The sequence below is a fragment of the Psychrosphaera sp. HA2-10 genome (assembly GCF_055693745.1).
This window is the reverse complement of sequence record NZ_CM146341.1, coordinates 159,065-179,546: the sequence shown is the minus strand read 5'-3', so window position 1 is coordinate 179,546 and position 20,482 is coordinate 159,065. Positions and strand designations below refer to the sequence as shown.

Below are 20,482 nucleotides of genomic sequence, written 5' to 3'. Positions count from 1 at the left end.
GTGTAGTTTACCTTTAACTATTATTAAAGCCTAGTTTAAGTAAACCAGAGGTGAACATCTTGGGTATAATGAACTCTTCATATCACTATTTATTATGGAAAACGCATGTTCTTTGATGTGACTAAGTTGGAAAATACCGACAAGTATAGGCTGTTAACTGGCGGTGTTACCCCCCGACCAATTGCTTGGATCAGTACTCGTTCAAAAAGTAATGTTGATAACTTAGCCCCATACTCCTTCTTTACGGTTGCGAGTTGCAATCCTCCTGTGCTTTTGTATACGCAAGTCCCTCCTCGAAATGGCACAAACAAAGATACACTTCAAAACCTGTTAGAAACTCGGGAATGCGTTGTGAATATTGTTTCTAGCGATTTAATGTGTCAAATGAACCAAACTAGCGCTGCGTTACAAAGCGAACAGAGTGAGTTTGCATTTGCTGATGTAGAAAGCTGTGATAGTCAAAGCGTGAGTGTAAAGTCGGTGAAGCTTGCACCAGTTCGATATGAGTGTCGCTTAAAAGAAGTGATCACTATAAGCGATGAGCCGACAGGTGGCTCAATTATTTTGTTAGACGTCACAAATATTTACGTACAAGACGACATGATTGAAAATGGCATGATAAACCAGGATAAATTAGACTCAGTTGGAAAAATGGGCGCCGACTTTTTTACCCTAACAAAACAATTAGTTGAATTGAAACGTCCATAATGTGATCAACCGTGGTGACTGTCTTTCATCAATAGTTCAAGCTTAGCCTTGGCTTTTTCAGGATTCTCTAAGTCAGTCACCTCTATCATTTCACATTCGTCCCTGATCATTTCGGATAATAGGCTAGGATAATGCCGGCAGTCTTCAGGTCGATTCAGATAAATACTACAGGTATAGATGTTTTTTGCCGTTGGGTCAGTTTGTGGTGCGGTTTCTAAAAACGGGCAAGTTGTGTATTGCTCGCCTGTGTTGGGATTAAACCAAATTTGACCATCTTTTACGTATTGGTATATTTCAGGATTGAATATTTCCCAAAGTTCTATTTCTTCTTTTGTTACCGCTAAGTCGCCGCCACCATATTTGATACAGCATTTGCCACATTGATTGCAGTTCTTCATTAAGATAATCGTCCGTTTTCTTCGTAAACCGAGTGTAGCACTAATTGCACCGGTTCATTGTGGAAGTAATACCATCAGCGAATATAAAAGAGTTGGTTAAATACCTAATCATAGTTAAAGTATAACCAGTTGATAAAAATGGAGTATCTAAGTTTGAAATATCTTTGGCTGATAATTTTTACTAGCGTTTTGGTTTGGTCCGGCATTAACCCTAAAGATCATTTTACTTGGATGCTTGAAGTCGCCCCAGCGGTATTAGGTGTGGTGTTAGTCGCTGCAACATACCACTCATTTAAGTTAACTTCTCTTCTATATACGCTCATTCTTTTGCATTGCATTGTCTTAATGGTTGGTGGTCACTATACCTACGCCGAGGTGCCATTATTTGACGGGCTGTGGGGCGCCGAGCGAAATAACTACGATAAAGTTGGCCATTTTTTTCAAGGTTTTGTACCAGCTATAATTGCCAGAGAAGTCTTAATTAGAAAACACATTATTAATGGTCAGGTTTGGCTCGCCTTTATTATAATTTCAATATGCCTCGCGTTCAGCGCGTTTTATGAATTAATAGAGTGGTGGGTTGCCGTCATGACGGGCGAAGGCGCGGAAGCCTTTTTGGGTACTCAGGGTTATGAGTGGGATACACAATCCGATATGTGGTTAGCGTTAATCGGTGCTTGTACCGCATTAGTAACCCTGTCTAAATATCATAACCACCAGCTATCAAAGTTATAGCTCAAGGACAGGGTCAAAATGGATAGTGTCGCTGAGAATTAAAACAGGGTGTTCATATGACTCCGGCAATCAATAGCTTACTGCAAACTAAAGTAAAGCACGAAGTGCATGAGTATCACCATGACTCAACGTCACTATCTTATGCTTTAGAGGCTGCAGAAAAACTTAACGTCGATCCGAGCTTCGTATTTAAAACATTAATCGTTAAACTTCATACGTCGGAGTTAATTGTTGCAATTGTCCCCTCAGACTCAAAACTAAATATGAAATTAGTCGCCAGAGCAGCTAGTGCAAAAAAAGCGACGATGGCCGATGCAATAGATGCACAAAGAAGTTCTGGGTATGTGCTTGGTGGAATTTCGCCACTCGGGCAAAAAAAACGATTACGCACCTTCATCGACACCTCGGCGTTAAATCAATCACATATTTTTATTAGTGGTGGCAGACGTGGACTCGAACTTGAGCTATCGCCATCTGATCTTGCTAAATTATGTGACGCAACATTTACAGAATTAGTCGACTAATCAAAGGTATTCTTTCGTAAATTGTATTTTTACTTTTTAATATTGTGAAAGGCGTGGCGAATTATGCTAATTTTGCGGCTCAATTAGGAGCAATTAAAAATAAAATGAACGACGAGCAACAACCTATAGGTATTTTTGATTCCGGTGTCGGAGGATTGTCAATCGCCAAAGACATTCATGCCTTAATGCCAAATGAAAATCTCATCTATGTTGCCGATCAGGCTTTTGCGCCATATGGGAGTAAATCGCCTCAACAGATTCAAGAACGTTGCCAGAACATTACGCAGTTTCTTATTGAAAAAAACTGCAAGGCGATTGTGGTTGCTTGCAATACGGCGACGGTAAATGCAATTGAGTTTTTACGAGAGCAATATTCATTGCCAATTATTGGTGTAGAGCCAGGAATTAAACCGGCTGCGTTAAATAGCAAGTCTGGCATTATTGGTGTTTTAGCCACTGAACAAACTATACAAAGTGCTGCATTTAATTCACTAATCAACCGATTTAAGCCACATGTTAAAGTTGAAGTTCAGGCTTGTCCAAAAATGGTGGAATTAGTAGAAGCAAATAACTTAGAAAGTGATGAAGCAATGTCAATCGTTGCTGAGTATATTAGTCCACTGCTTGAAAAAGGAGCGGACCAAATTGCACTTGGTTGTACGCATTACGTTTTTTTAGAATCCCTTATTAACAAAGTTGTTGATAATAGAGCCGAGATCGTCAATACGGCTAGCCCAGTTGCAGCTCAAGTACGACGTCGCTTACTCGAAAAAAACCTGTTATCGAATGCTAATTATATAGGTAATGTGACTCTGTATAGTTCATCCGCTAGTGAACAAAACATTAATCTACTCAATCAGCTTTGGGGAAGTGAACCAAGTCATTATTTGCACGTAGAGTCTTTTACTCGTTAAGGTGAATTTATATGAAAGCAAAAATACTCTCGACAACCCTCATTATTATCATGGCCTTGTTGCTATCGTCGTGTTCAAGCAAGAACTGGCGCGAAACAAGCCGTGAGCCTGCCGGGATAGCGCCCAACCCTGAGGTGACACAAGACGCCGTGATTCAATTTTATGCTGCTGACGCTTTTAGCTGGCGTGGCTGGTTTGCTGTTCACTCTTGGTTTGCATTAAAAAAACAAGGCGCTGATGAATATACCGTATACGAGGTGGTTGGTTGGGGTGTAAAAGAAGGCCGCCCAGCTATTAGAACCTATACCACTAAAACACCTGATCGCTACTGGTATGGTGCCAAACCAGAGGCATTTTTAACCATTAGTGGTGCTAAAGCATCTAAACTTATCCCACAAATAGAGGCCGCAGTCCTTCGCTATCCTTGGAAGAATGAATACACGTTATTTCCAGGTCCAAATAGCAATACATTCCCAGCTTGGATTGGCTTACAAGTACCTGAACTCGAGCTAGATATGCCTTTTCGAGCCATTGGCAGTGGTTATGCCGATTAGTGCCGGATACTCAAAAATCAAGGTTTCAGCTTAAAACCAGTTAGTAATATGTTATCGCTGAATGGTCTTTGTCAGCTTTTTACACCTTGGATATTATGCGCGCCCTATTTTAATACGCAGAATATCCAAGGATCTATTTATGAGCTCGACGAATTCCTCCACCAAAATGATGACTCTGAGTCTTGCTGTTGCAAGTGCTTTAGGAACATCACCATTTGCTTTAGCCAACGAAAATGAAACGCAAAATGCGCTGTTAGAAAATGTTGAAGTTATCTCGGTAACAGGTACTCGCCGAAGCCTTCGCAGCGTAACTGAAAGTACGGTGCCGGTCGATATTATTTCTGGTGAGGACTTACAACGTTCAGGCTTATTAGAAATGAGCCAAGTGTTAAGCGGTCAAATCCCAAGCTTTAACTATCCTAGTGCAACTCTTGCTGATGGCACAGATCACGCTAGACCAGCTGTTTTGCGTGGCTTAGCTCCCGATCATACTCTAGTTCTTATTAATGGTAAGCGCCGTCATTCAGGTGCGTTACTTAACTTAGGTGGCACCGTTGGTCGTGGTAGTTCAGCGGTAGACTTAAACATGATCCCAACCTCGGCTATTAAGCGAGTTGAGGTATTGCGTGACGGCGCGGCTGCACAATATGGCTCTGATGCCATTGCCGGCGTTATCAATATTGTTTTGAAAGACGCTTCAGAGGGCGGCAGCGTAAGCTTAACTTATGGTGAGTATGACTCACAAATGGCTGGTTCACCTCAGCTACTTGAAACGGGTATTGATGCTAATGGCAACCTTGATTTTACTAAAGGCGCTGACAAAAACATCAATGACGGCGCAACTCGCACTTTTAGCGCAAACAGTGGTTTTGCCCTAGGCGAAAAAGGTTTTGTGAATGTGTCTTTAGAGCTACGTAACAACGAACCAACTAATCGCTCTGGCATAGACGAAAGAGAGCAATACAATCGTTTGGCGGATGGCACTTTAGACCCTCGTGAATTAACCATTGACCGTTATAACCATCGCTTTGGTAAAGCCGAGATTGAAGATATGGCGTTGTTTTATAACTTAGGTTACGCCCTATCAGAGTCTGTTGATTTATATTCATTTGGTAGTTATTCAGATCGTGAAGGCAACTCAGGCGGTTTCTATCGCCGTGCTAAAGACTCACGAAATGTTGAGTCTATTTATGCCGACGGTTTTTTACCACAGATAGTCTCTGATGTTAAAGATTACGCCTTTGCCATTGGGGTTAATGGCGAGACAAACGATTGGACTTGGGACGTAAGTGCGAATTACGGACTCAACGACTTTGGTTTAGGAGTTACAAATAGTTTAAACACGTCTCTTGGCGAAAATAGTCCAACATCATTTGACAATGGTGCTTTAAAATATCAACAAATTGTCTTAAATGCTGATGCTAATACCTCGGTAGATTTAGGTTTGCCTGACATTGTGTATTTGACGATTGGCGCTGAATACCGACACGAAAATTACCAAATAGAAGTGGGTGAAGAAGCCTCTTACATTACGGCTACTGACGCAAACGGAGATCCAATTGCCTCTGGTGGCGCACAAGTTCTATCGGGTTTTTCTCCTGATAGCGCAACCGACGAAAGCCGTCACAATGTAGCGGTTTTTGCAGAGCTAGATACGTATTTGACAGAGAGTTTAAATGTGATCCTTGCCGGTCGTTTTGAAGACTATAGCGACTTTGGCAGTACCTTCACTTCTAAACTAGCCGCACGTTATAGTGTAACCGATGACTTTTCTCTTCGTGGCGCAATTAGCACAGGCTTTAGGGCACCTTCACTGGCGCAAACCTCATATAAGTCTATCAGTACAGTTTTTGAAAACGGTATTCCTAGAGAGGTAGGCTTATTCCCTGTGACGGATGATGCAGCAGTAGCGCTAGGAGCACAAGAATTAGAAGCTGAAGAGTCAGTAAATGCAACGGCTGGCTTTATTTATACTTATGACGACTTCACCTTCACGGTGGATGCTTATCAGATAAAAATTGATGACCGTATAGTGCTTTCAGAAAACTTAAGAGGTGATGCAGTTGTAGATATTCTGCAACAAGCAGGTGAAACCAACGCACAAAGCGTTCGCTATTTTACCAATGCAATAGACTCTACAACTAAAGGTGTTGATATTGTTGCAACTTACCGCTTTAATTTAAACGGTTTGGGTGAAGCAGGCTTTGGCTCTTTAACGTTAAATGCAGCAGCGAATATAAACGATACAGAAGTAACACACATAAAAGATAATCCAGCTGAATTAGCGGCACTTGGCGACAGTTACCAATACTTTGCACGCAGAGAAGTGGCTCGTTTTGAACAAGGCACGCCAAAAAACAAAGTTAATTTATCGGCAACTTGGGATTATAACGATTGGTCAACCACGCTTAGAGCAACGCGATATGGCGAAGTGGTTGATGTTTCAAGTAACCCAGAGAATGATGAAGTGTTAGCGGCAAAATGGATTACTGATGTTGAGGTCTCGTATCAAGCTAATGAGAAATGGACGGTATCTGTAGGTGCAAATAACCTATTTGATCAATACCCTCAAGACACGGTAAGCAACATAGGTTTTAGTAACTTTAATCAGATATTTACCTACAGTGCATTTACACCTTACAGCTTAGATGGTCGTTTTGTTTACGGTAACGTTAGCTACCGTTTCTAAATTTTAACCCTAAAAGAGGCGTCTACTTTGAAGTGAATTGAAGTGACGCCTTTTCAATTTTCACCCTTTCATACGACGCAAGAGCACTGTCGGCAAGGTTGCTGTTTCCCTTTTGCATTCGTTTATAATGCTCTAATGTTTTTGATAAATAGCGTTCAAGCATGTTTTGTTCGGTTGCGGTCTGATATTGCCAAAGGGCCTCACCTACAACGCTAACTTTTTGTGATTGCGGTAAGCTAGCTGTTGTTACTAAAAGTACCTCATAAAAACGGCGGTTCTCTTCTACTACCTCCTCATGGTGTAGACTAAATTCCATTTTCCTTAGTTGGTTACGTAGTGAAAATTGATGATGCACAGGGCACAACAGAAAATCTAACGCTAGGTCTGGAAATCGTTGCTTTAGTTGAGTGATAAACTCAAGCATTAAGTCGCCGCCAACGCCCGCAATAATTATTAAATGTTTGCCGTTAGGTTTTTCTATGCGGTTTAAGGGTAAACAGGAAACGTCTTCACACAATACTTGCCACTGATGTTGTTGATTTGGAAAAAACTGTTTTAGGTTTTGCTCTAAATTAGCCATTAGCTCAGGCACAATATCAACAAAAAAGAGCTGGCTACTTATGCCGTTTTTTAACAATGCTGCACCCAGTTGACCATGATCACAACAGGTATCCCAAATATAGTCATAGTTATATTGTTTATGGGCATGCTCTGCAATTGATTGAATTGTACTTAAACGATTGCTAAGTCTCACCTGTTGGCGTCCTATTTTACTATTATGAATAGCTACTGATTGAATAATCATCGCGTTACTGCAACAATCATTTTATATTATTGATAACTCGATACAAAGGAATCTTAATGGACCGTTGCAAGGACAAAAACATGTCAAAAAATACTCTGCTAATTACAACTTTGTTTACGCTTGCAGTTACGCTTTTTGCATTCCAATCAAACGCAGCTGAGTTTAAAGAAGGCGTGCATTATCAAGAAATAAAGCCTTATGACGTTAATAAACCTGAAGTCCGTGAGTTCTTTTCATTTTACTGCCCTCATTGTTTTAAGCAAGAGAGCTTCATGAGAGAAATTAAATCAACCTTACCGGCCGGTACTGCGTTTATAAATAACCATGTCGAGAACATGCCTGGTCAAAATGTTGAAGTTGAAATATATCTAGGTAAAGCCTTGATTGTTGCGGAACGATTAAAACTAAAAACTCGCTTTACTGATGCCGTGTTTAATCTTATTCATGTCAAAAAACAGAAGCTAACCTCTGTTCGCCAAGTAAATTCTATTTTTACCCGCCTAGGTGTCGAAACGAAAAAAGTATCAAAACTTATCAATAGTTTTGTTATTAAAGGTGAATATGCGAGTCGCAGTAAAAAAACTCAATTGCTCCGTGAACAAGGCATTAATAGCGTGCCTGCGCTAATTATCAATGGTCGATACAAAACGTTGGGTAATGGCTTTAAATCAAAACAAGAATACTTCGCTTTGATTCAGTATTTATTAAATAAACCGCTTTAATAACAAGGTAATATTTTGACCAAATATATAGACAGCAACGCCCATTATTTAGATGAGTATTTTACCGACTTAGATATGTCTGACAGCCTTGTAGCGGAAGGTGAGTTTGAAGGTTGTACGTTCACAGACTGTAATTTTAGTGATGTAAACTTTGAAGACTGTAAATTTATAGAGTGTCATTTTGTTCGCTGCAACCTAAGCTTATCCAAAGTTGGAGGGTGCCAGTTTTCAGATGTTTTGTTTGCAGATTGCAAAATGTTGGGTATTGATTGGACGCGAGCTTATTGGCCAAATATTACGTTGTCGGCGCAGGTAAAATTTGAAAAGTGCGTGCTCAATGACAGTTCATTTTTTGGATTGGAGCTACCTAGTTTGGTACTAGAAGAGTGCAAAGCCTATGATGTCGACTTTCGCGAAGGCATTTTTAAAAACGCAGACTTTAGTTTTACTGACTTTACTAATAGCCAATTTAACAAAACGGTTTTAAATAATGTTAACTTTACCGAAGCCGTCGGCTATTCCATTAATTTATTTGAAAACGATATTGAAGGTGCAACGTTTTCAAGGTTTGAGGCCGTAAACTTACTAGAAAGTATTGGGCTAAAATTAGTTTAACGTGTATAACGCGCCTTCTTTTTTCAGAGTATTATCATGACATTAACAGAATTATTATCGATACACCCTTTTAGTTGGCAATCCATTGGTGCAGCATTATTGTGCGGTTCCATTATTGGTCTTGAACGTCAGTTACGAGGCAAGCCTGTTGGCATTAGAACCTCGTCGCTGATTGTACTAGGGACTTATATGTTCGTCGCGATTTCTGCCTTTGTTATAAACGACGCCTCTGATCCGTCTCGTATTATTGGTCAAGTCGTTACCGGCGTTGGCTTTTTAGGTGCCGGTGTAATGATGACCCGAGAAGGCGTTGTGACTGGCGTTACGTCTGCTGCAACAATATGGGCACTTGCCGCGTTAGGTGTCTGTGTAGCTGTAATTGACTCGATAGTGGCAATAAAACTGTCGGTGTTAGTTGTGGCTATTTTATACGGAATTGATGCAGTAGAAGGTTACTCTGCTAACTTAAGTCGTGGCGTACATGCCAAATACAGCAAATGGCGTCGCCACAAATAATGGCACAAGACGCAATCAAAAACAGTCAACATTTACGTCTATTCAGGAGAATTGAGTGATAAGCCAAAAGTATCACCGCATTGTTTTTTCGTTTTTTATGGCATTGATCATGTCTTGTGTTATGTCACTTGTGATCACTACTTTTAACGTAGGTATAATTCCAGGCTTATTATTAATGTGGTTAAAAGCGTGGGGATTTGCCTTTACAGTCGCATTTCCTGCTATTTTTATCGTGTCACCATTAGTACATAAATTAGTCAATTTGGTTCTCGTTGATAAATGACAAACTTGTTACGAAAAGTGCGAAAAAAAAGCAGCGTATTAATAACACTGCTTTTTATAAAGCTTACTTATTTCCAACTAAAAGACTAATCTTCCAGTGAAATTCCTATATTTGTTACGCCGTCAGCATACGCTTTGCTAAGTGCAAGTTTTTTGATTTCATTCGCCGAGAGCTTTTTCATTTCAAACGTTTCTAACCAATCAATCAACTCAGTAAGTAATTCAACTTCGTGGATCATTAGCTCATGGTCACGAATTTGAGCGTTATCTAGCTCTGTATCGCCCGCTTGGTATTCAATCAAATGGACAATACAACCTTGAGAGATTTTTGCGATATCTACACCGTCAAAATCATCTTCTGTCTGCTCACCAGCGATATAGTTTAATAGGCCTGTACAAAAGTATATTGCTGGATACACACCATACATATCAAAGTCAGCTTCATCGGGCGTTAACAATTCGACTTTTTCTTCTAACGCCGAAAAATTCAACTTACTTCCGTGAACTAATAAGCGTTCCCATAAGCTGTTCATTACGTTGTCTATTTGATGTGGCTGAGGAAATTCGGTAACTGTGGTAAAAAGTTTGTAATTTGGCAACATTCGTTGCAATAGAACGAGAGAAAGAATACCTTGCTGCTTGCGCGGAAGGGCACGAATTCGTGCAAAGTTGTTCGCCTTGTTTTGGCTCATAAATATAATCTCAGTTTAATAGATCAAATTGAGCAACATAATTAACTTTGTTGCTCTGATAACTGCTGCTGCGCAACAAGTTGTTGTTGGGCAAAATTGAATTTTAACCGATACTCGGTAACCTGGCTTTCTAATTCTGAAATTTTTTCATCTAAATCAGTTTTCAACCTAGAGTTTTCCGCTCTTAATTGCTGAATAACAGTTCTTGCATGATCAATTTCAGCTTCGGCCACCAATTCAGTTTCTTCTATATGACCTTGTTTATAGGCTTCTAACTCATCCCTATGTTGTTGCTCTATTTCATTAACTAGCTTTAATTCATGCTCAACTTGATGGTTTCGCTCACGTTCTTTACGTAACTCGTCTTTAACTTCTCTTAAGCGTTGTTGACTTTCAACTAGGTCATCATCAACTTGGGCCAATTGGCCCATCGAATCATCAAATCGAACTTTCAGCTGTTCAAAATCATTTTTCATTTGAGCATTTTCGATTTTGAGCGTTTCAATAAGTTCGTTAAATTCTATATTAGTTTCAAGTAACTGATCGCTTTGCTCGGTACTAACATTTTGTGCGGTAGACAATTGAGCTTGCAATGATGCCGCTTTCTGCTCTGAGTAATTAAATTGCTCTTGCAGTTCTTGCTTAGCATCGCTGATTGTTTTCAATTCTTTTGCTAAACGACTATTTGTCGCCTCTAGCATGGCCATCGCATCATCAGCATTAGAATTACTAGCCACTTTTTCTTGATATGCAACCAACTGCTCTTTTGTTTCAGCTAATTCCACTTTAAGTTGCGTAATTTGCTGCTGAGACAATCGGTCATTCTCGTTAGCTAATGCCAGTATGTTCGCTAAGTCGTCGTTTTTGACATTTAATTGGTCAATTTGTTGTTGGTATTTAAGCTCTAGCTCGCCAATTCGACTTTGCAGGCTAGATGCTAGATCTTCGGCTACTTTAACTTTTTCTGCTAATTCTTTATTTTGTTGAGTAAGCGCAGTTGAGTTTTCATCACCATTTTGAGTTGCTATTAATAGCTCACCTTGTAGGTTATCTCTCTCTCTTTCAACGTCTTGAAGTTGCGCTGTCATGGCTAACAAGTTATTTTGTAATTGCTGATGAGCAATATCTACATCCACTTTTTGGCGCTCGATTTGCTCTTTTTCAATTGCCCAGTTAGCCGCTTGCTCTATTTTTTGAGCTTCATAAGCTTCAAGCTGTTCTGCAGTCTCACGATTGGCCTTGGTTAAGGCGTTTTCACTTTCAGTATACTTGGCGTTCAGCGCAGCAATTTGCTGTTGAGATTGGCGGTCGTTCTCTTCGGCCGACGCCAGTAAGTTCGCTAAGTCGTCTTTTTTAACATTTAGTAGGTCAATTTGCTGTTGGAGTTGTTGTTCCTGCTGTTGGTTTTGCTGTTGAAGCTGCTCAATTTGTTGTTGGAGTTGTTGTTCCTGTTGTTGATATTGTTGTTCCAACTCACCAATTCGGCTTTGTAGGCTAGATGCACGATCTTCGGCCACTGCAACCTTTTCTGCTAATTCTTTATTTTGTTTTGTAAGCGCGGTTGAGTTTTCATCACTACTTTGAGTCGCTATTAATAGCTCACCTTGTAGGCTATCCCTTTCACTTTCGAGGTCTTTTAGCTGCGCCGTCATCGCTAACAAGTTATTTTGTAATTGCTGATGAGCAGTGTCTACATCCACTTTTTGTCGCTCAAGTTGTTCTTTTTCTAAAGCCCAGATAGCTGCTTGCTCGCTTTTTTGCAATTCATGGGCTTCAAGCTGTTCTGCAGCTTCACGACTTGCTTGCGTTAAGGCATTTTCTTTTTCAATATACTTTGCGTTCAGTTCAGCGATTTGCTGCTGATATTGCTGCTTTTGCTGGTCAATTTTCTGTTCAGCTATGAGTTGTTGTTCAGACTTAGACTTTGTTGCCGTTTCTAACGCATTTTTGGTTTCTTTTTGGCTTATTTCTAAAAGATTAGTTAGCTTATTTGAGTTAGCTAACGCCTCAGTTAAGGCACTTTCTTTTTCAATATACTTGGCGTTTAGATCAGCGATTTGTTCGATAAAATCGGTCTTCTGAGAATCAAGTGAGTCGTTCAATTCCTTTATCGTAGACTCTAGAGATTCGACATTAGCTTGCTTTTGCTGTTCTTGGCGAACCTGCTCTTGTACTAATTCAGCATTGCGTTTTTCGAGCTTATGAATTTGCAGCTCAAGATTTTGCACCTTTTCTATTTGTGTTACTACGTTGTCTTTACTAGATGACAACTGCTCTTCTAATGCAATATAAGCTTGTTCTTTTTTACTCAACTCCAATGATAGCGTCTTATTACTTTCTTCAGCGCCTTGGAACTTTAATTTGTACTCAACACCTAACTGCGTCTTTTCTTCTAACAGCTCTTCAAGGTGATCAATTTTTTCGGTCAACGATGTCGTTAATTGCTGAAGAGAGCTTAACTCTCCAACTTGTTTTTCTATATCGGATTGATAACCGATAACTTCTTCTTGCAACATCTTATTGTCAAAAGCATCAACTTCAACTTGTTGCTCTAATTCTGCAACGCGATTTTTAAGTTTTGATATGCTTTGGTTCTGCTCGACTTGTTGTTTTGCGAATTCAGTTTCTGCTTCATTTTGACTTGTCGAAAACTTGGTTTGTTGCTCTTGCAGTTGTTGTTTATGATTGACGTTTTCTTCTGAGGTCTTGTCTAGTAAATCGGAAAGGTGACTAATTTGTTGCTGCAACTCGACTAGCTGCTCAGCTTGCTTTTCAGCTAATATTTTTGATTGGTTCGTATCTTCAATTTCTGCATTAGTTGCCTGAGTTGACTCAATAATATCTTTTAAATCGCCAATTTCGGTCATAAATTGACTAATTGATAAGTCTTTAACAAGCAACTGTTCAGAGAGCCGCTCAGACTCCAGTTCAGCTTTTTTGAGCTTCTCTGTGAGTAACGCAATTTCACTTCCATCGGCTATCGGCTGCGCTTGCTGCAAAGCTTCGAGTTGTTCTTCTTGAATTGTTAAGTGCTGTGACAATTCCACAAGGGCATCTTCTGCTTCCTGCTTGTCATTCTCTACCACGGCTAACGTCTTTTGCAATTTTGCTAATTCGTCTTTTACCTTTAGTAGCTCTTGTTCTTCCACTTTATTTACAGCCAATGGTCGCTCTCCATGAAAGGCTCGACTTAATTAAAAACAGAATAGCAACTTTTGTTATGAAAAATAACTAATTTTTATGGCAAAAATAATTGTCATTAATCATAGACTGTCTGTATGCTTTTTAAACCCTAGTTTTATTGATGTATTCGACATGACGTTAACCACTCCAGCACTACTTTTTCCTGCTATCTCTTTGCTTTTATTAGCTTATACCAACCGATTTCTTGTTCTTGCGCAACTGATTAGAGAACTAAATCAGAGAAACAATAAAGGCCTGGAAATCGTTGTTAAAAGACAAATCACCAACTTAAAAAGTCGCTTACATTTAATCCGCTCGATGCAAACCTGTGGCGTATTAAGTTTTCTACTGTGTGTATTGGCTATGCTGGCGTTATTTCTAGAGCAACCGCAACTTGGTTCTATTATGTTTGGGTGTAGTTTATTAACCTTAGTTTTGTCGTTGTTAATGTCGTTATATGAAGTGTGGATAAGCTGCAGAGCAATTGAAATCGAACTTGAGTCAATGCAAGACTAAGGAAATATCTAATAAAAGTTCAATTGATGGTAACAATTTAATAGATTTCAGACACAAAAAAACCGCATGTGATTAACATCTAACATTGCGGTTTTTGTTTTAACTGAATAACTTCATTTTAGCCAGTTGCTTAGATAAATTTACGACCTTTGGCTAAACTTGGCTTTTTAATTAAAGCTTAAAAAAAGTGTCTTTATAATGTTTAAGCTCTGCAATACTCTCGCGAATATCATCAAGGGCTAAATGAACACCTTTTTTCTGAACGCCGTCTAGAACTTCAGGGCGCCATCTTCTGCCTAATTCTTTAATTGTGCTTACATCTATATTTCTGTAGTGGAAAAACTCTTCTAGAGAAAGCATGTGAATATGCATAAAGCGACGGTCTTGACCTATGCTATTTCCGCACATTGGAGAAACACCAGCTGGCACATAATCCTTTAGAAAATCAATAGTCATTTCACAGGCTTGCGCTTCTGTTACTGTGCTTTTTTTACAGCGGTCAGTAAGGCCAGTTTTACCGTGTTGGCGAATGCACCACTCATCCATGTTATCTAAAATCTCGTCCGACTGATGGATGGCTAGTTCTGGGCCTTCGGCAATGATATTTAATTCACTGTCGGTGACTATGGTGGCTATTTCCAAAACTTTGCAATGTCTTGGCTCTAGTCCAGTCATTTCTAAATCTACCCAAACTAGGTTATTTTCACTAAAAGACATATAAGGGCCTACTCATTCCTTTTTATCAAGGTCGGTTACGTATACTATAAAGGCATTGTTATTCTTTTTAATGACTTTCACAAGTTTTAATAACTAAATCATAGAGCAAAAGTGGCAAAACAAAAGAAATTATCCAAATCTCAAACACGTCGTATCAAGGCCAATCAAAGTAAGCGATTAGCTAAAGCGAAAGGTGCTGAAAATCAAGAACCAGAAGCAGTTGTTGATGATGCGTTATTAGGCCCGCAAAGTTTCGGTCGTGTAATTACTCGCTATGGTCAGCATGCCGATGTAGAAATGGAAGATCAAACCATGATCCGCTGTAACATTCGTCGTAATGTTGCATCATTAGTTTGCGGTGACTCTGTCGTTTGGCGACCATATACAGTTAACAATGAAGACTTCCAAGGTGTAATAGAAGCCGTTGAACCACGAACCAGTGAATTTGTTCGACCTGACTTTTATGACGGTTTAAAACCTGTGGCTGCCAATATTGACCGTATTTTGATTGTATCTGCGTTGCTACCGGATTTAACGCCTAACATTATTGACCGCTATTTGGTTGCCGTTGAACAACTTAGCATTACACCAATCATCCTAATAAACAAAATGGATCTGCTCGACGACTCTAACCGCGATGTAGTGGAAAATACCGTCGCCTTGTATCGCTCTATTGGATACGAAGTGGTTACCCTGTCTGCTATTGAAGAAGAAGGCATTGATCAGGTAAAACAACTTATCGAAGGGCACACCAGCGTGTTTGTTGGTCAATCTGGAGTGGGTAAGTCATCACTTACTAACGCAATACTACCAGACGTAAACATTGAAACAAAAATTGTATCAACGAATAGCCGTTTGGGTCAGCACACAACAACCGCTTCTAGGCTCTATCGTTTAGAAAATGGCGGCGCTGTTATTGACTCACCAGGAATACGTGAATTTGCAATGTGGCATTTAAGCCAAGAAGAAATATTGGCTGGTTTTGTAGAGTTTTCAGACTTTATAACGCAATGTAAGTTTAGAGACTGTAGCCATAAAAACGACCCTGGTTGCGCATTAAAACAAGCAATTAAAGATGGTCATGTTAGTGAGCAACGCTATCAAAGTTATATTCGAATTTTACAAACCGTTGATGAAATTACGCTTCGTCATCAGTCTAAAGATTCAAAATAATTCTCAAATTACGGTCTGTCGGTTACAATAATCGGCTCACGAAAAACAGTAGGAAATGACAGTGAAATACGACAATTTAAAATTAGCCTTTCAGTACGCATTACCAAAGCATGGTGTGTCTAAACTTGTCGGTTATTTAGCAAAAGCAAAGCTTGGTTTTGTCACCACGTTTTTTATTAAAAGTTTCATAAAAGCTTACGACATTAATATGGACGAAGCGAAATACCCAGATCCAACACATTACAAAACCTTTAACGACTTTTTCACCCGTGAGTTGGCTGAAGATGTTCGTACTATTGTTGATGGCGAAAACGAAATTGCACATCCTGTAGATGGTGCCGTAAGCCAACTGGGTAAAATTGATGATGGTCGTTTAGTACAAGCTAAAAACCATTACTACACAGCATTAGAATTACTAGGCGGCTACGAAGATTTAGCAGAGAAGTTTGATGACGGTGATTTTGCCTGTATCTACCTTGCGCCTAGTGACTACCACCGTTTGCATATGCCAGTTGCTGGCACATTAACAGATATGATCTACGTACCGGGGGACGCGTTTTCTGTTAACCCATTAACGGCGCAAAACGTGCCTAACTTGTTTGCTCGTAATGAGCGTGTTGTGGCAATGTTTGATACTGAACTTGGCCCAATGGCGATGGTATTAGTAGGCGCTACTATTGTAAGAAGTATCGAAACAGTATGGGCTGGTGAAATTACACCTCCTCGCGGTAAGTTTGTTAATCGTTGGGATTACCCAGCGGAAGGCGAAAAGTCTGTTAAGTTAGAACGTGGCGAAGAAATGGGTCGCTTTAAATTAGGTTCAACGGTTGTTTGTCTATTTGGAAAAGACGCTATTGAATTTGCAGACGATGTTAAAGCAGGTTCAACCACTCGCTTAGGTGAACTGTTCGCAACTAAAAAGTCTAACTAAATCAATATGCCAGGCTTACTGCAACTCCACCTTGGGGTGCTTCTCTTAGGTGGGGCTGGGCTTTTTGCCAAATTAATTGATTTACCTGCTCTGGATATGACGGCTTATCGAGCTATATTTGCCGTTATATTTCTGGCTTTATTCATTCGTTATAAAAAACAATCCTTAACACTTAAATCAAAAAAAGATGCACTAACCGCCTTAGCGATTGGCACATTGGCTGCAATTCACTGGGTCACCTACTTTTACGCGATCCAAATTACAACAGTGGCTATCGCCATGTTAGCGCTTTTCACCTATCCCATGATGACGGTTTTTATTGAGCCCTTATTTAGACGCACTCGCCCTACCAATAAAGATATGGTTTTGGGTTTAGCAGTATTATTTGGCGTGGCTATGCTATTCCCAGACTTATGGTTTGGTGGTGAGTCATTAAGTGACGATACACTGATGGGAATAGGCTGTGGTTTAATTTCTGCGTTTTGTTTTGCACTTCGAAACATCCTAGTTCAACACAAGTTTAGTCACTATTCGGGTGGCCAATCTATGTTTTTTCAATTTTTGGTGACCGCCCTCTTATTATTTCCAATTGCAGAGACGCCTGCGTTAGACCTCACAGCTGAGTCTATCGGTAAGCTCATTTTATTTGCCGTGGTATTCTCTGCGTGTGCACATGCTCTATTTGCGTCTGCTATTTCATTGACCTCAGCAAAAACCGCCTCTTTGGTTGGTTGCTTACAACCAGTTTATGGTATTACTTTCGCATTTTTAATTCTTGCTGAAGTGCCTGCACTTGCTACTATTGGTGGAGGATCTATTATTCTCGCTGCGGCAATATATGAAACTCAGGCAACTAAAAAAGCCTCCGCTAAACAATAAGCTGCGCTCACGCCAACAAAATAAAGAGTACGCCTTATGATGGTTTTTGCTCATCGCGGTGAATCGGCACTGCATCCGGAAAATAGTCGTGTCGCTATTCGCCACTGCAACGATGATATGATGCACGGTGTGGAAATTGATATCTTTGAAACCGAAAATGACTTTGTAGTGTTCCACGACAGGTGGCTTACTCGGTTATTAAACATCGACAAACATGTTACTCAGCTTTCAGACTACGATTTACAGACAATACAAGGGAATGATGGTGAACCATTGCCAACATTGTCCTGGCTTATTGAGTATTGTGCTCAATTTGAATTTGTTTTAAACATTGAGATTAAATACCTTAAATCTATAAAGCGTTTTGAACGAGAATTAAGCCGACTTTGTAGTGAATTCAATTTTGATCGAAGTCGTCTGATTATTTCTTCTTTTAATCACCATTATTTAAAAGATATCTCTGAACACCTGCCAGATTTGAAACTTGGTCTATTATTAGCGGTAAACCCAATAAATATTGAGTCTTTGTTAAAGGACTTTGCTTTGTATAGTGTTCATTTGGATATGGACTGCCTAAACTTAAAGCTTGTACATGCAATACAAGCACAAGGGTTGAAAGTTTTTGTTTTTACTGTTGACCATGCCGAAGAAATTAAATGGTTATACAATAATGGAATAGATGGACTTTTTGCGAATCACCCAAGGCAAGCTTTTAATATTATTGAGCAATTAACGATGACCTCTACTGATTAGGAGATATCATATGGCGTTAAATTTATCGACTGGTGCCGATCTATGTTTTCGTTCTGAAACCGCAAAATTACTTGCACTGAATGTGGCCCAGATTCATACAGGCATGTTAGACGGTGAAAACTCCATTGAGCAAATCGGCGACTCTTTTCAAAATCTTGCTAACTTTTGCTTATCGATGCAAAGTAACGATGAGTGTTCAAAGGAAACACAACAAGCTGCCGCCAAAATGTATGAAAAAGTAAATGGTGCAATTGTCGCTTTCCAATTTTATGATCGCCTTGCACAGAGACTCAATCACGTTCAAGAAAACTTAGTTTTACTTGCCGACTTATTAAGTGATAACGAAAAATTAGAAAGCCCGGAAGATTGGGGTTCGTTGCGAATAAAGATTCGTTCTAGTTATAGTATTGATAGTGAAATGGCGATGTATGAAGCTGTTATGAATGGGGCCAGTATTGAAGAGGCTATTGAGCTGTTTAAAAAAGAGCTAAACCAAAGTTCGAGTGACCAAGCTATCGAACTGTTTTAACTAGGAAAAAAATTAATGAAGTCTGCGCCGTTACATTGGAAAGAATCGGAGAGGGTAAAAAAACTTATTGAGTATGAAGTTTTAGACACTGAAGCAGAAAAGTCATTCGACGATTTGACTGAGTTGGCCTCTGAGATTTGTGGTACTCCTATATCTCTCATAAGTTTAGTGGATCCAGATCGACAGTGGTTTAAAAGTAAAGTTGGTTTAGGTGCCAATGAAACAAACCGAGACATTGCTTTTTGTAGCCATGCAATCTTACAAGACGAAGTTTTTGAGGTAGAAGACGCCAGTAAGGATGAACGCTTTTTTGATAACCCCCTCGTTACTGAAAATCCAGATATACGCTTTTACGCAGGTATGCCATTAAAATCACCTGAAGGTCTTCCTATTGGTACACTTTGCGTTATAGATCGAATTCCTAAGAAACTCGATGCTCATCAGAAAAAGGCGTTAGAGATACTAGGCCGTGAAGTCATTAACCAATTAGAACTTAGAGTCAAAACTAAAAGATTAGAACAGGCAAATCAGTTTAAGACTGAGTTCTTATCAAACATGTCTCACGAAATTCGTACACCACTTAACGCAATTATTGGGTTTAGCGAGTTACTACTCAGTGACGCCGATACATTACTTAAGGATAAACAAGCTAGAAGCTATATTGAAAACATAGATTTTAGTGGCAAGCACTTATTATCGATGGTTAATGCGGTTTTAGAGCTGAGTAAAATTGAAGCCGGTAAGATGACATTAGAACCTCAACATTTTGACGTATGCGACACTGTTGATAATGTTTTAAACATGTTAAACATCAAGGCTCAAGAGCAAGGCATTAACATAAGTCACTCATATTCTTCTGATAGTAACTTTGAGGTTTATTTAGACCCAGGTAAGTTGTCGCAAATTATTATTAATTTAGTTAACAACTCTATTAAGTTTTCCAATTCAGGCACTACTATAACCTTAAACTTAGAAATTCAATCTAACCAGGCCATTATTAATATCATTGATGAAGGCGTAGGAATAAGCGAACAAGACTTACCTAATATTTTTGATAAATACCACCAAGTTGGTAATAAAAAAGCACATGGCACAGGGTTAGGCTTGAGTATAACGCTTGGATTACTTGAGTTGATGAATGGCGAAATATCCGTTAGTAGTGAATTAGGAAAAGGCACACACATTAGACTAGAAATTCCACTTCCTGTTATTAAAAAACAAGTACAAAAAAAGCAGATTCAATCAGAAAAACACCTTCCGCCTGGAAAAAACATTTTAGTAGTCGAGGATAACAATATTAATCAGGTGTTAGTAAAAGCCATGCTGGAAAACCTAGGCTGCAATGTGTCACTTGCAGACAATGGTTTACAGGGCGTGCAACTGTGTAAAGACAACACGTTTGATTTAGTATTGATGGATATTAACTTACCCGACATTAATGGTTTTGAAGCAACTGAACAAATAAAAATAAATAAGCCAAACCAGACGGTTGTCGCATTAACCGCTGATGTATTTGTCGATGATAAAGACTCGTTGTTTGCCATGAAATTAACCAAGCCAATTACCTTTAGCGGGTTATCAGAGGCTATGACCCAGGTGCTTTGCTAGGTTGCTGCGAATTACAAGGTTACCAGTGTAGCTTACTCT

22 protein-coding genes are annotated in these 20,482 nt (G+C 39.5%); 17 read left to right on the top strand and 5 right to left on the bottom strand.

Going from position 1 to position 20,482, the window contains the following annotated elements; translation table 11 throughout:
• Positions 1–105: 105 nt before the first annotated feature.
• Positions 106–708 carry a flavin reductase family protein gene (locus tag ACZ1GV_RS00865; RefSeq protein WP_472674831.1) on the top strand — a complete coding sequence of 201 codons (603 nt, stop codon included), beginning with the start codon at positions 106–108 and terminating at the stop codon, positions 706–708.
• Between the two features lie 5 nt (positions 709–713).
• On the opposite strand, the gene ACZ1GV_RS00860 is transcribed toward ACZ1GV_RS00865, so the two are convergent.
• A complete protein-coding gene (locus tag ACZ1GV_RS00860; RefSeq protein ID WP_472674830.1) occupies positions 714–1,106 on the bottom strand; it encodes a YkgJ family cysteine cluster protein in 393 nt (130 codons plus the stop codon).
• Between the two features lie 153 nt (positions 1,107–1,259).
• Between ACZ1GV_RS00860 and ACZ1GV_RS00855 the strand changes: the two genes are divergently transcribed.
• The 5 genes from ACZ1GV_RS00855 (at position 1,260) to ACZ1GV_RS00835 (ending at position 6,522) form a co-directional block, all read left to right on the top strand.
• Positions 1,260–1,841, top strand: a complete 582-nt coding sequence (locus ACZ1GV_RS00855) for a DUF2238 domain-containing protein (RefSeq protein WP_472674829.1) — start codon at positions 1,260–1,262, stop codon at positions 1,839–1,841.
• A gap of 56 nt (positions 1,842–1,897) precedes the next feature.
• Complete coding sequence (ybaK, locus tag ACZ1GV_RS00850; RefSeq protein WP_472674828.1) at positions 1,898–2,365, top strand: Cys-tRNA(Pro) deacylase; 468 nt, start codon at positions 1,898–1,900, stop codon at positions 2,363–2,365.
• A 104-nt stretch (positions 2,366–2,469) separates the two neighbouring features.
• The gene (gene murI / locus ACZ1GV_RS00845; RefSeq protein ID WP_472674827.1) at positions 2,470–3,279 is read left to right on the top strand and encodes a glutamate racemase; all 810 of its coding nucleotides are present in this window, start codon (positions 2,470–2,472) and stop codon (positions 3,277–3,279) included.
• Between the two features lie 11 nt (positions 3,280–3,290).
• Positions 3,291–3,833 carry a DUF3750 domain-containing protein gene (locus tag ACZ1GV_RS00840; protein WP_210560421.1) on the top strand — a complete coding sequence of 181 codons (543 nt, stop codon included), beginning with the start codon at positions 3,291–3,293 and terminating at the stop codon, positions 3,831–3,833.
• A 139-nt stretch (positions 3,834–3,972) separates the two neighbouring features.
• Positions 3,973–6,522, top strand: coding sequence for a TonB-dependent receptor plug domain-containing protein (locus ACZ1GV_RS00835; RefSeq protein ID WP_472674826.1), 2,550 nt, complete (start codon positions 3,973–3,975; stop codon positions 6,520–6,522).
• 22 nt (positions 6,523–6,544) lie between these two features.
• Here the strand turns inward: ACZ1GV_RS00835 and ACZ1GV_RS00830 are convergent, their stop codons facing one another.
• Positions 6,545–7,327, bottom strand: coding sequence for a tRNA (adenine(22)-N(1))-methyltransferase (locus tag ACZ1GV_RS00830; protein WP_472674825.1), 783 nt, complete (start codon positions 7,325–7,327; stop codon positions 6,545–6,547).
• 80 nt (positions 7,328–7,407) lie between these two features.
• On the opposite strand from ACZ1GV_RS00830, the gene ACZ1GV_RS00825 reads away from it, so the two are divergent.
• The 4 genes from ACZ1GV_RS00825 to ACZ1GV_RS00810 are packed head-to-tail and all read left to right on the top strand — an operon-like array spanning position 7,408 to position 9,463.
• Positions 7,408–8,049 carry a thiol:disulfide interchange protein DsbA/DsbL gene (locus ACZ1GV_RS00825; protein ID WP_472674824.1) on the top strand — a complete coding sequence of 214 codons (642 nt, stop codon included), beginning with the start codon at positions 7,408–7,410 and terminating at the stop codon, positions 8,047–8,049.
• Positions 8,050–8,064: 15 nt separating this feature from the next.
• On the top strand, positions 8,065–8,664 hold the full coding sequence (locus ACZ1GV_RS00820; RefSeq protein WP_472674823.1) for a pentapeptide repeat-containing protein: 600 nt from the start codon (positions 8,065–8,067) through the stop codon (positions 8,662–8,664).
• A gap of 36 nt (positions 8,665–8,700) precedes the next feature.
• A complete protein-coding gene (locus tag ACZ1GV_RS00815) occupies positions 8,701–9,180 on the top strand; it encodes an MgtC/SapB family protein (protein ID WP_472674822.1) in 480 nt (159 codons plus the stop codon).
• A gap of 55 nt (positions 9,181–9,235) precedes the next feature.
• Positions 9,236–9,463, top strand: a complete 228-nt coding sequence (locus tag ACZ1GV_RS00810) for a DUF2798 domain-containing protein (RefSeq protein ID WP_472674821.1) — start codon at positions 9,236–9,238, stop codon at positions 9,461–9,463.
• A gap of 85 nt (positions 9,464–9,548) precedes the next feature.
• On the opposite strand, the gene ACZ1GV_RS00805 is transcribed toward ACZ1GV_RS00810, so the two are convergent.
• Together ACZ1GV_RS00805 and ACZ1GV_RS00800 are read right to left on the bottom strand one after the other, a co-directional pair.
• Entirely contained in the window at positions 9,549–10,154 is a 606-nt protein-coding gene (locus tag ACZ1GV_RS00805; protein ID WP_210560427.1) for a DUF416 family protein, read from the bottom strand.
• A gap of 41 nt (positions 10,155–10,195) precedes the next feature.
• On the bottom strand, positions 10,196–13,318 hold the full coding sequence (locus ACZ1GV_RS00800; protein WP_472674820.1) for a coiled-coil domain-containing protein: 3,123 nt from the start codon (positions 13,316–13,318) through the stop codon (positions 10,196–10,198).
• 151 nt (positions 13,319–13,469) lie between these two features.
• Between ACZ1GV_RS00800 and ACZ1GV_RS00795 the strand changes: the two genes are divergently transcribed.
• The gene (locus ACZ1GV_RS00795) at positions 13,470–13,853 is read left to right on the top strand and encodes a DUF2721 domain-containing protein (protein WP_472675849.1); all 384 of its coding nucleotides are present in this window, start codon (positions 13,470–13,472) and stop codon (positions 13,851–13,853) included.
• A gap of 171 nt (positions 13,854–14,024) precedes the next feature.
• On the opposite strand, the gene orn is transcribed toward ACZ1GV_RS00795, so the two are convergent.
• The gene (gene orn / locus ACZ1GV_RS00790) at positions 14,025–14,570 is read right to left on the bottom strand and encodes an oligoribonuclease (protein ID WP_210560430.1); all 546 of its coding nucleotides are present in this window, start codon (positions 14,568–14,570) and stop codon (positions 14,025–14,027) included.
• A gap of 111 nt (positions 14,571–14,681) precedes the next feature.
• Between orn and rsgA the strand changes: the two genes are divergently transcribed.
• Genes rsgA through ACZ1GV_RS00760 form a run of 6 tightly spaced genes read left to right on the top strand, consistent with a single transcriptional unit; the run spans position 14,682 to position 20,443 of the window.
• Positions 14,682–15,743, top strand: a complete 1,062-nt coding sequence (gene rsgA / locus ACZ1GV_RS00785; protein ID WP_472674819.1) for a small ribosomal subunit biogenesis GTPase RsgA — start codon at positions 14,682–14,684, stop codon at positions 15,741–15,743.
• A 55-nt stretch (positions 15,744–15,798) separates the two neighbouring features.
• Positions 15,799–16,674 (top strand): archaetidylserine decarboxylase, encoded by an 876-nt coding sequence (asd, locus tag ACZ1GV_RS00780; RefSeq protein WP_472674818.1) that lies wholly within the window; start codon positions 15,799–15,801, stop codon positions 16,672–16,674.
• Between the two features lie 6 nt (positions 16,675–16,680).
• Positions 16,681–17,553, top strand: a complete 873-nt coding sequence (locus ACZ1GV_RS00775) for a DMT family transporter (protein WP_472674817.1) — start codon at positions 16,681–16,683, stop codon at positions 17,551–17,553.
• A gap of 36 nt (positions 17,554–17,589) precedes the next feature.
• Positions 17,590–18,306 carry a glycerophosphodiester phosphodiesterase gene (locus ACZ1GV_RS00770; RefSeq protein WP_472674816.1) on the top strand — a complete coding sequence of 239 codons (717 nt, stop codon included), beginning with the start codon at positions 17,590–17,592 and terminating at the stop codon, positions 18,304–18,306.
• A 10-nt stretch (positions 18,307–18,316) separates the two neighbouring features.
• A complete protein-coding gene (locus tag ACZ1GV_RS00765) occupies positions 18,317–18,835 on the top strand; it encodes a hypothetical protein (protein ID WP_472674815.1) in 519 nt (172 codons plus the stop codon).
• 15 nt (positions 18,836–18,850) lie between these two features.
• The gene (locus ACZ1GV_RS00760) at positions 18,851–20,443 is read left to right on the top strand and encodes a GAF domain-containing hybrid sensor histidine kinase/response regulator (protein WP_472674814.1); all 1,593 of its coding nucleotides are present in this window, start codon (positions 18,851–18,853) and stop codon (positions 20,441–20,443) included.
• The last annotated feature ends 39 nt before the right edge of the window (positions 20,444–20,482 follow it).

Coding starts and splice junctions, on each gene's coding strand:
- orn (WP_210560430.1), bottom strand. CDS start 14,570: ATGTCTTTTAGTGAAAATAACCTAGTTTGGGTAGATTTAGAAATGACT.
- ACZ1GV_RS00775 (WP_472674817.1), top strand. CDS start 16,681: ATGCCAGGCTTACTGCAACTCCACCTTGGGGTGCTTCTCTTAGGTGGG.
- ACZ1GV_RS00840 (WP_210560421.1), top strand. CDS start 3,291: ATGAAAGCAAAAATACTCTCGACAACCCTCATTATTATCATGGCCTTG.
- ACZ1GV_RS00835 (WP_472674826.1), top strand. CDS start 3,973: ATGAGCTCGACGAATTCCTCCACCAAAATGATGACTCTGAGTCTTGCT.
- ACZ1GV_RS00795 (WP_472675849.1), top strand. CDS start 13,470: ATGACGTTAACCACTCCAGCACTACTTTTTCCTGCTATCTCTTTGCTT.
- ACZ1GV_RS00770 (WP_472674816.1), top strand. CDS start 17,590: ATGATGGTTTTTGCTCATCGCGGTGAATCGGCACTGCATCCGGAAAAT.
- ACZ1GV_RS00825 (WP_472674824.1), top strand. CDS start 7,408: ATGTCAAAAAATACTCTGCTAATTACAACTTTGTTTACGCTTGCAGTT.
- murI (WP_472674827.1), top strand. CDS start 2,470: ATGAACGACGAGCAACAACCTATAGGTATTTTTGATTCCGGTGTCGGA.
- ACZ1GV_RS00815 (WP_472674822.1), top strand. CDS start 8,701: ATGACATTAACAGAATTATTATCGATACACCCTTTTAGTTGGCAATCC.
- ACZ1GV_RS00860 (WP_472674830.1), bottom strand. CDS start 1,106: ATGAAGAACTGCAATCAATGTGGCAAATGCTGTATCAAATATGGTGGC.
- ACZ1GV_RS00830 (WP_472674825.1), bottom strand. CDS start 7,327: ATGATTATTCAATCAGTAGCTATTCATAATAGTAAAATAGGACGCCAA.
- asd (WP_472674818.1), top strand. CDS start 15,799: ATGACAGTGAAATACGACAATTTAAAATTAGCCTTTCAGTACGCATTA.
- ACZ1GV_RS00805 (WP_210560427.1), bottom strand. CDS start 10,154: ATGAGCCAAAACAAGGCGAACAACTTTGCACGAATTCGTGCCCTTCCG.
- ACZ1GV_RS00765 (WP_472674815.1), top strand. CDS start 18,317: ATGGCGTTAAATTTATCGACTGGTGCCGATCTATGTTTTCGTTCTGAA.
- ACZ1GV_RS00760 (WP_472674814.1), top strand. CDS start 18,851: ATGAAGTCTGCGCCGTTACATTGGAAAGAATCGGAGAGGGTAAAAAAA.
- ybaK (WP_472674828.1), top strand. CDS start 1,898: ATGACTCCGGCAATCAATAGCTTACTGCAAACTAAAGTAAAGCACGAA.
- ACZ1GV_RS00865 (WP_472674831.1), top strand. CDS start 106: ATGTTCTTTGATGTGACTAAGTTGGAAAATACCGACAAGTATAGGCTG.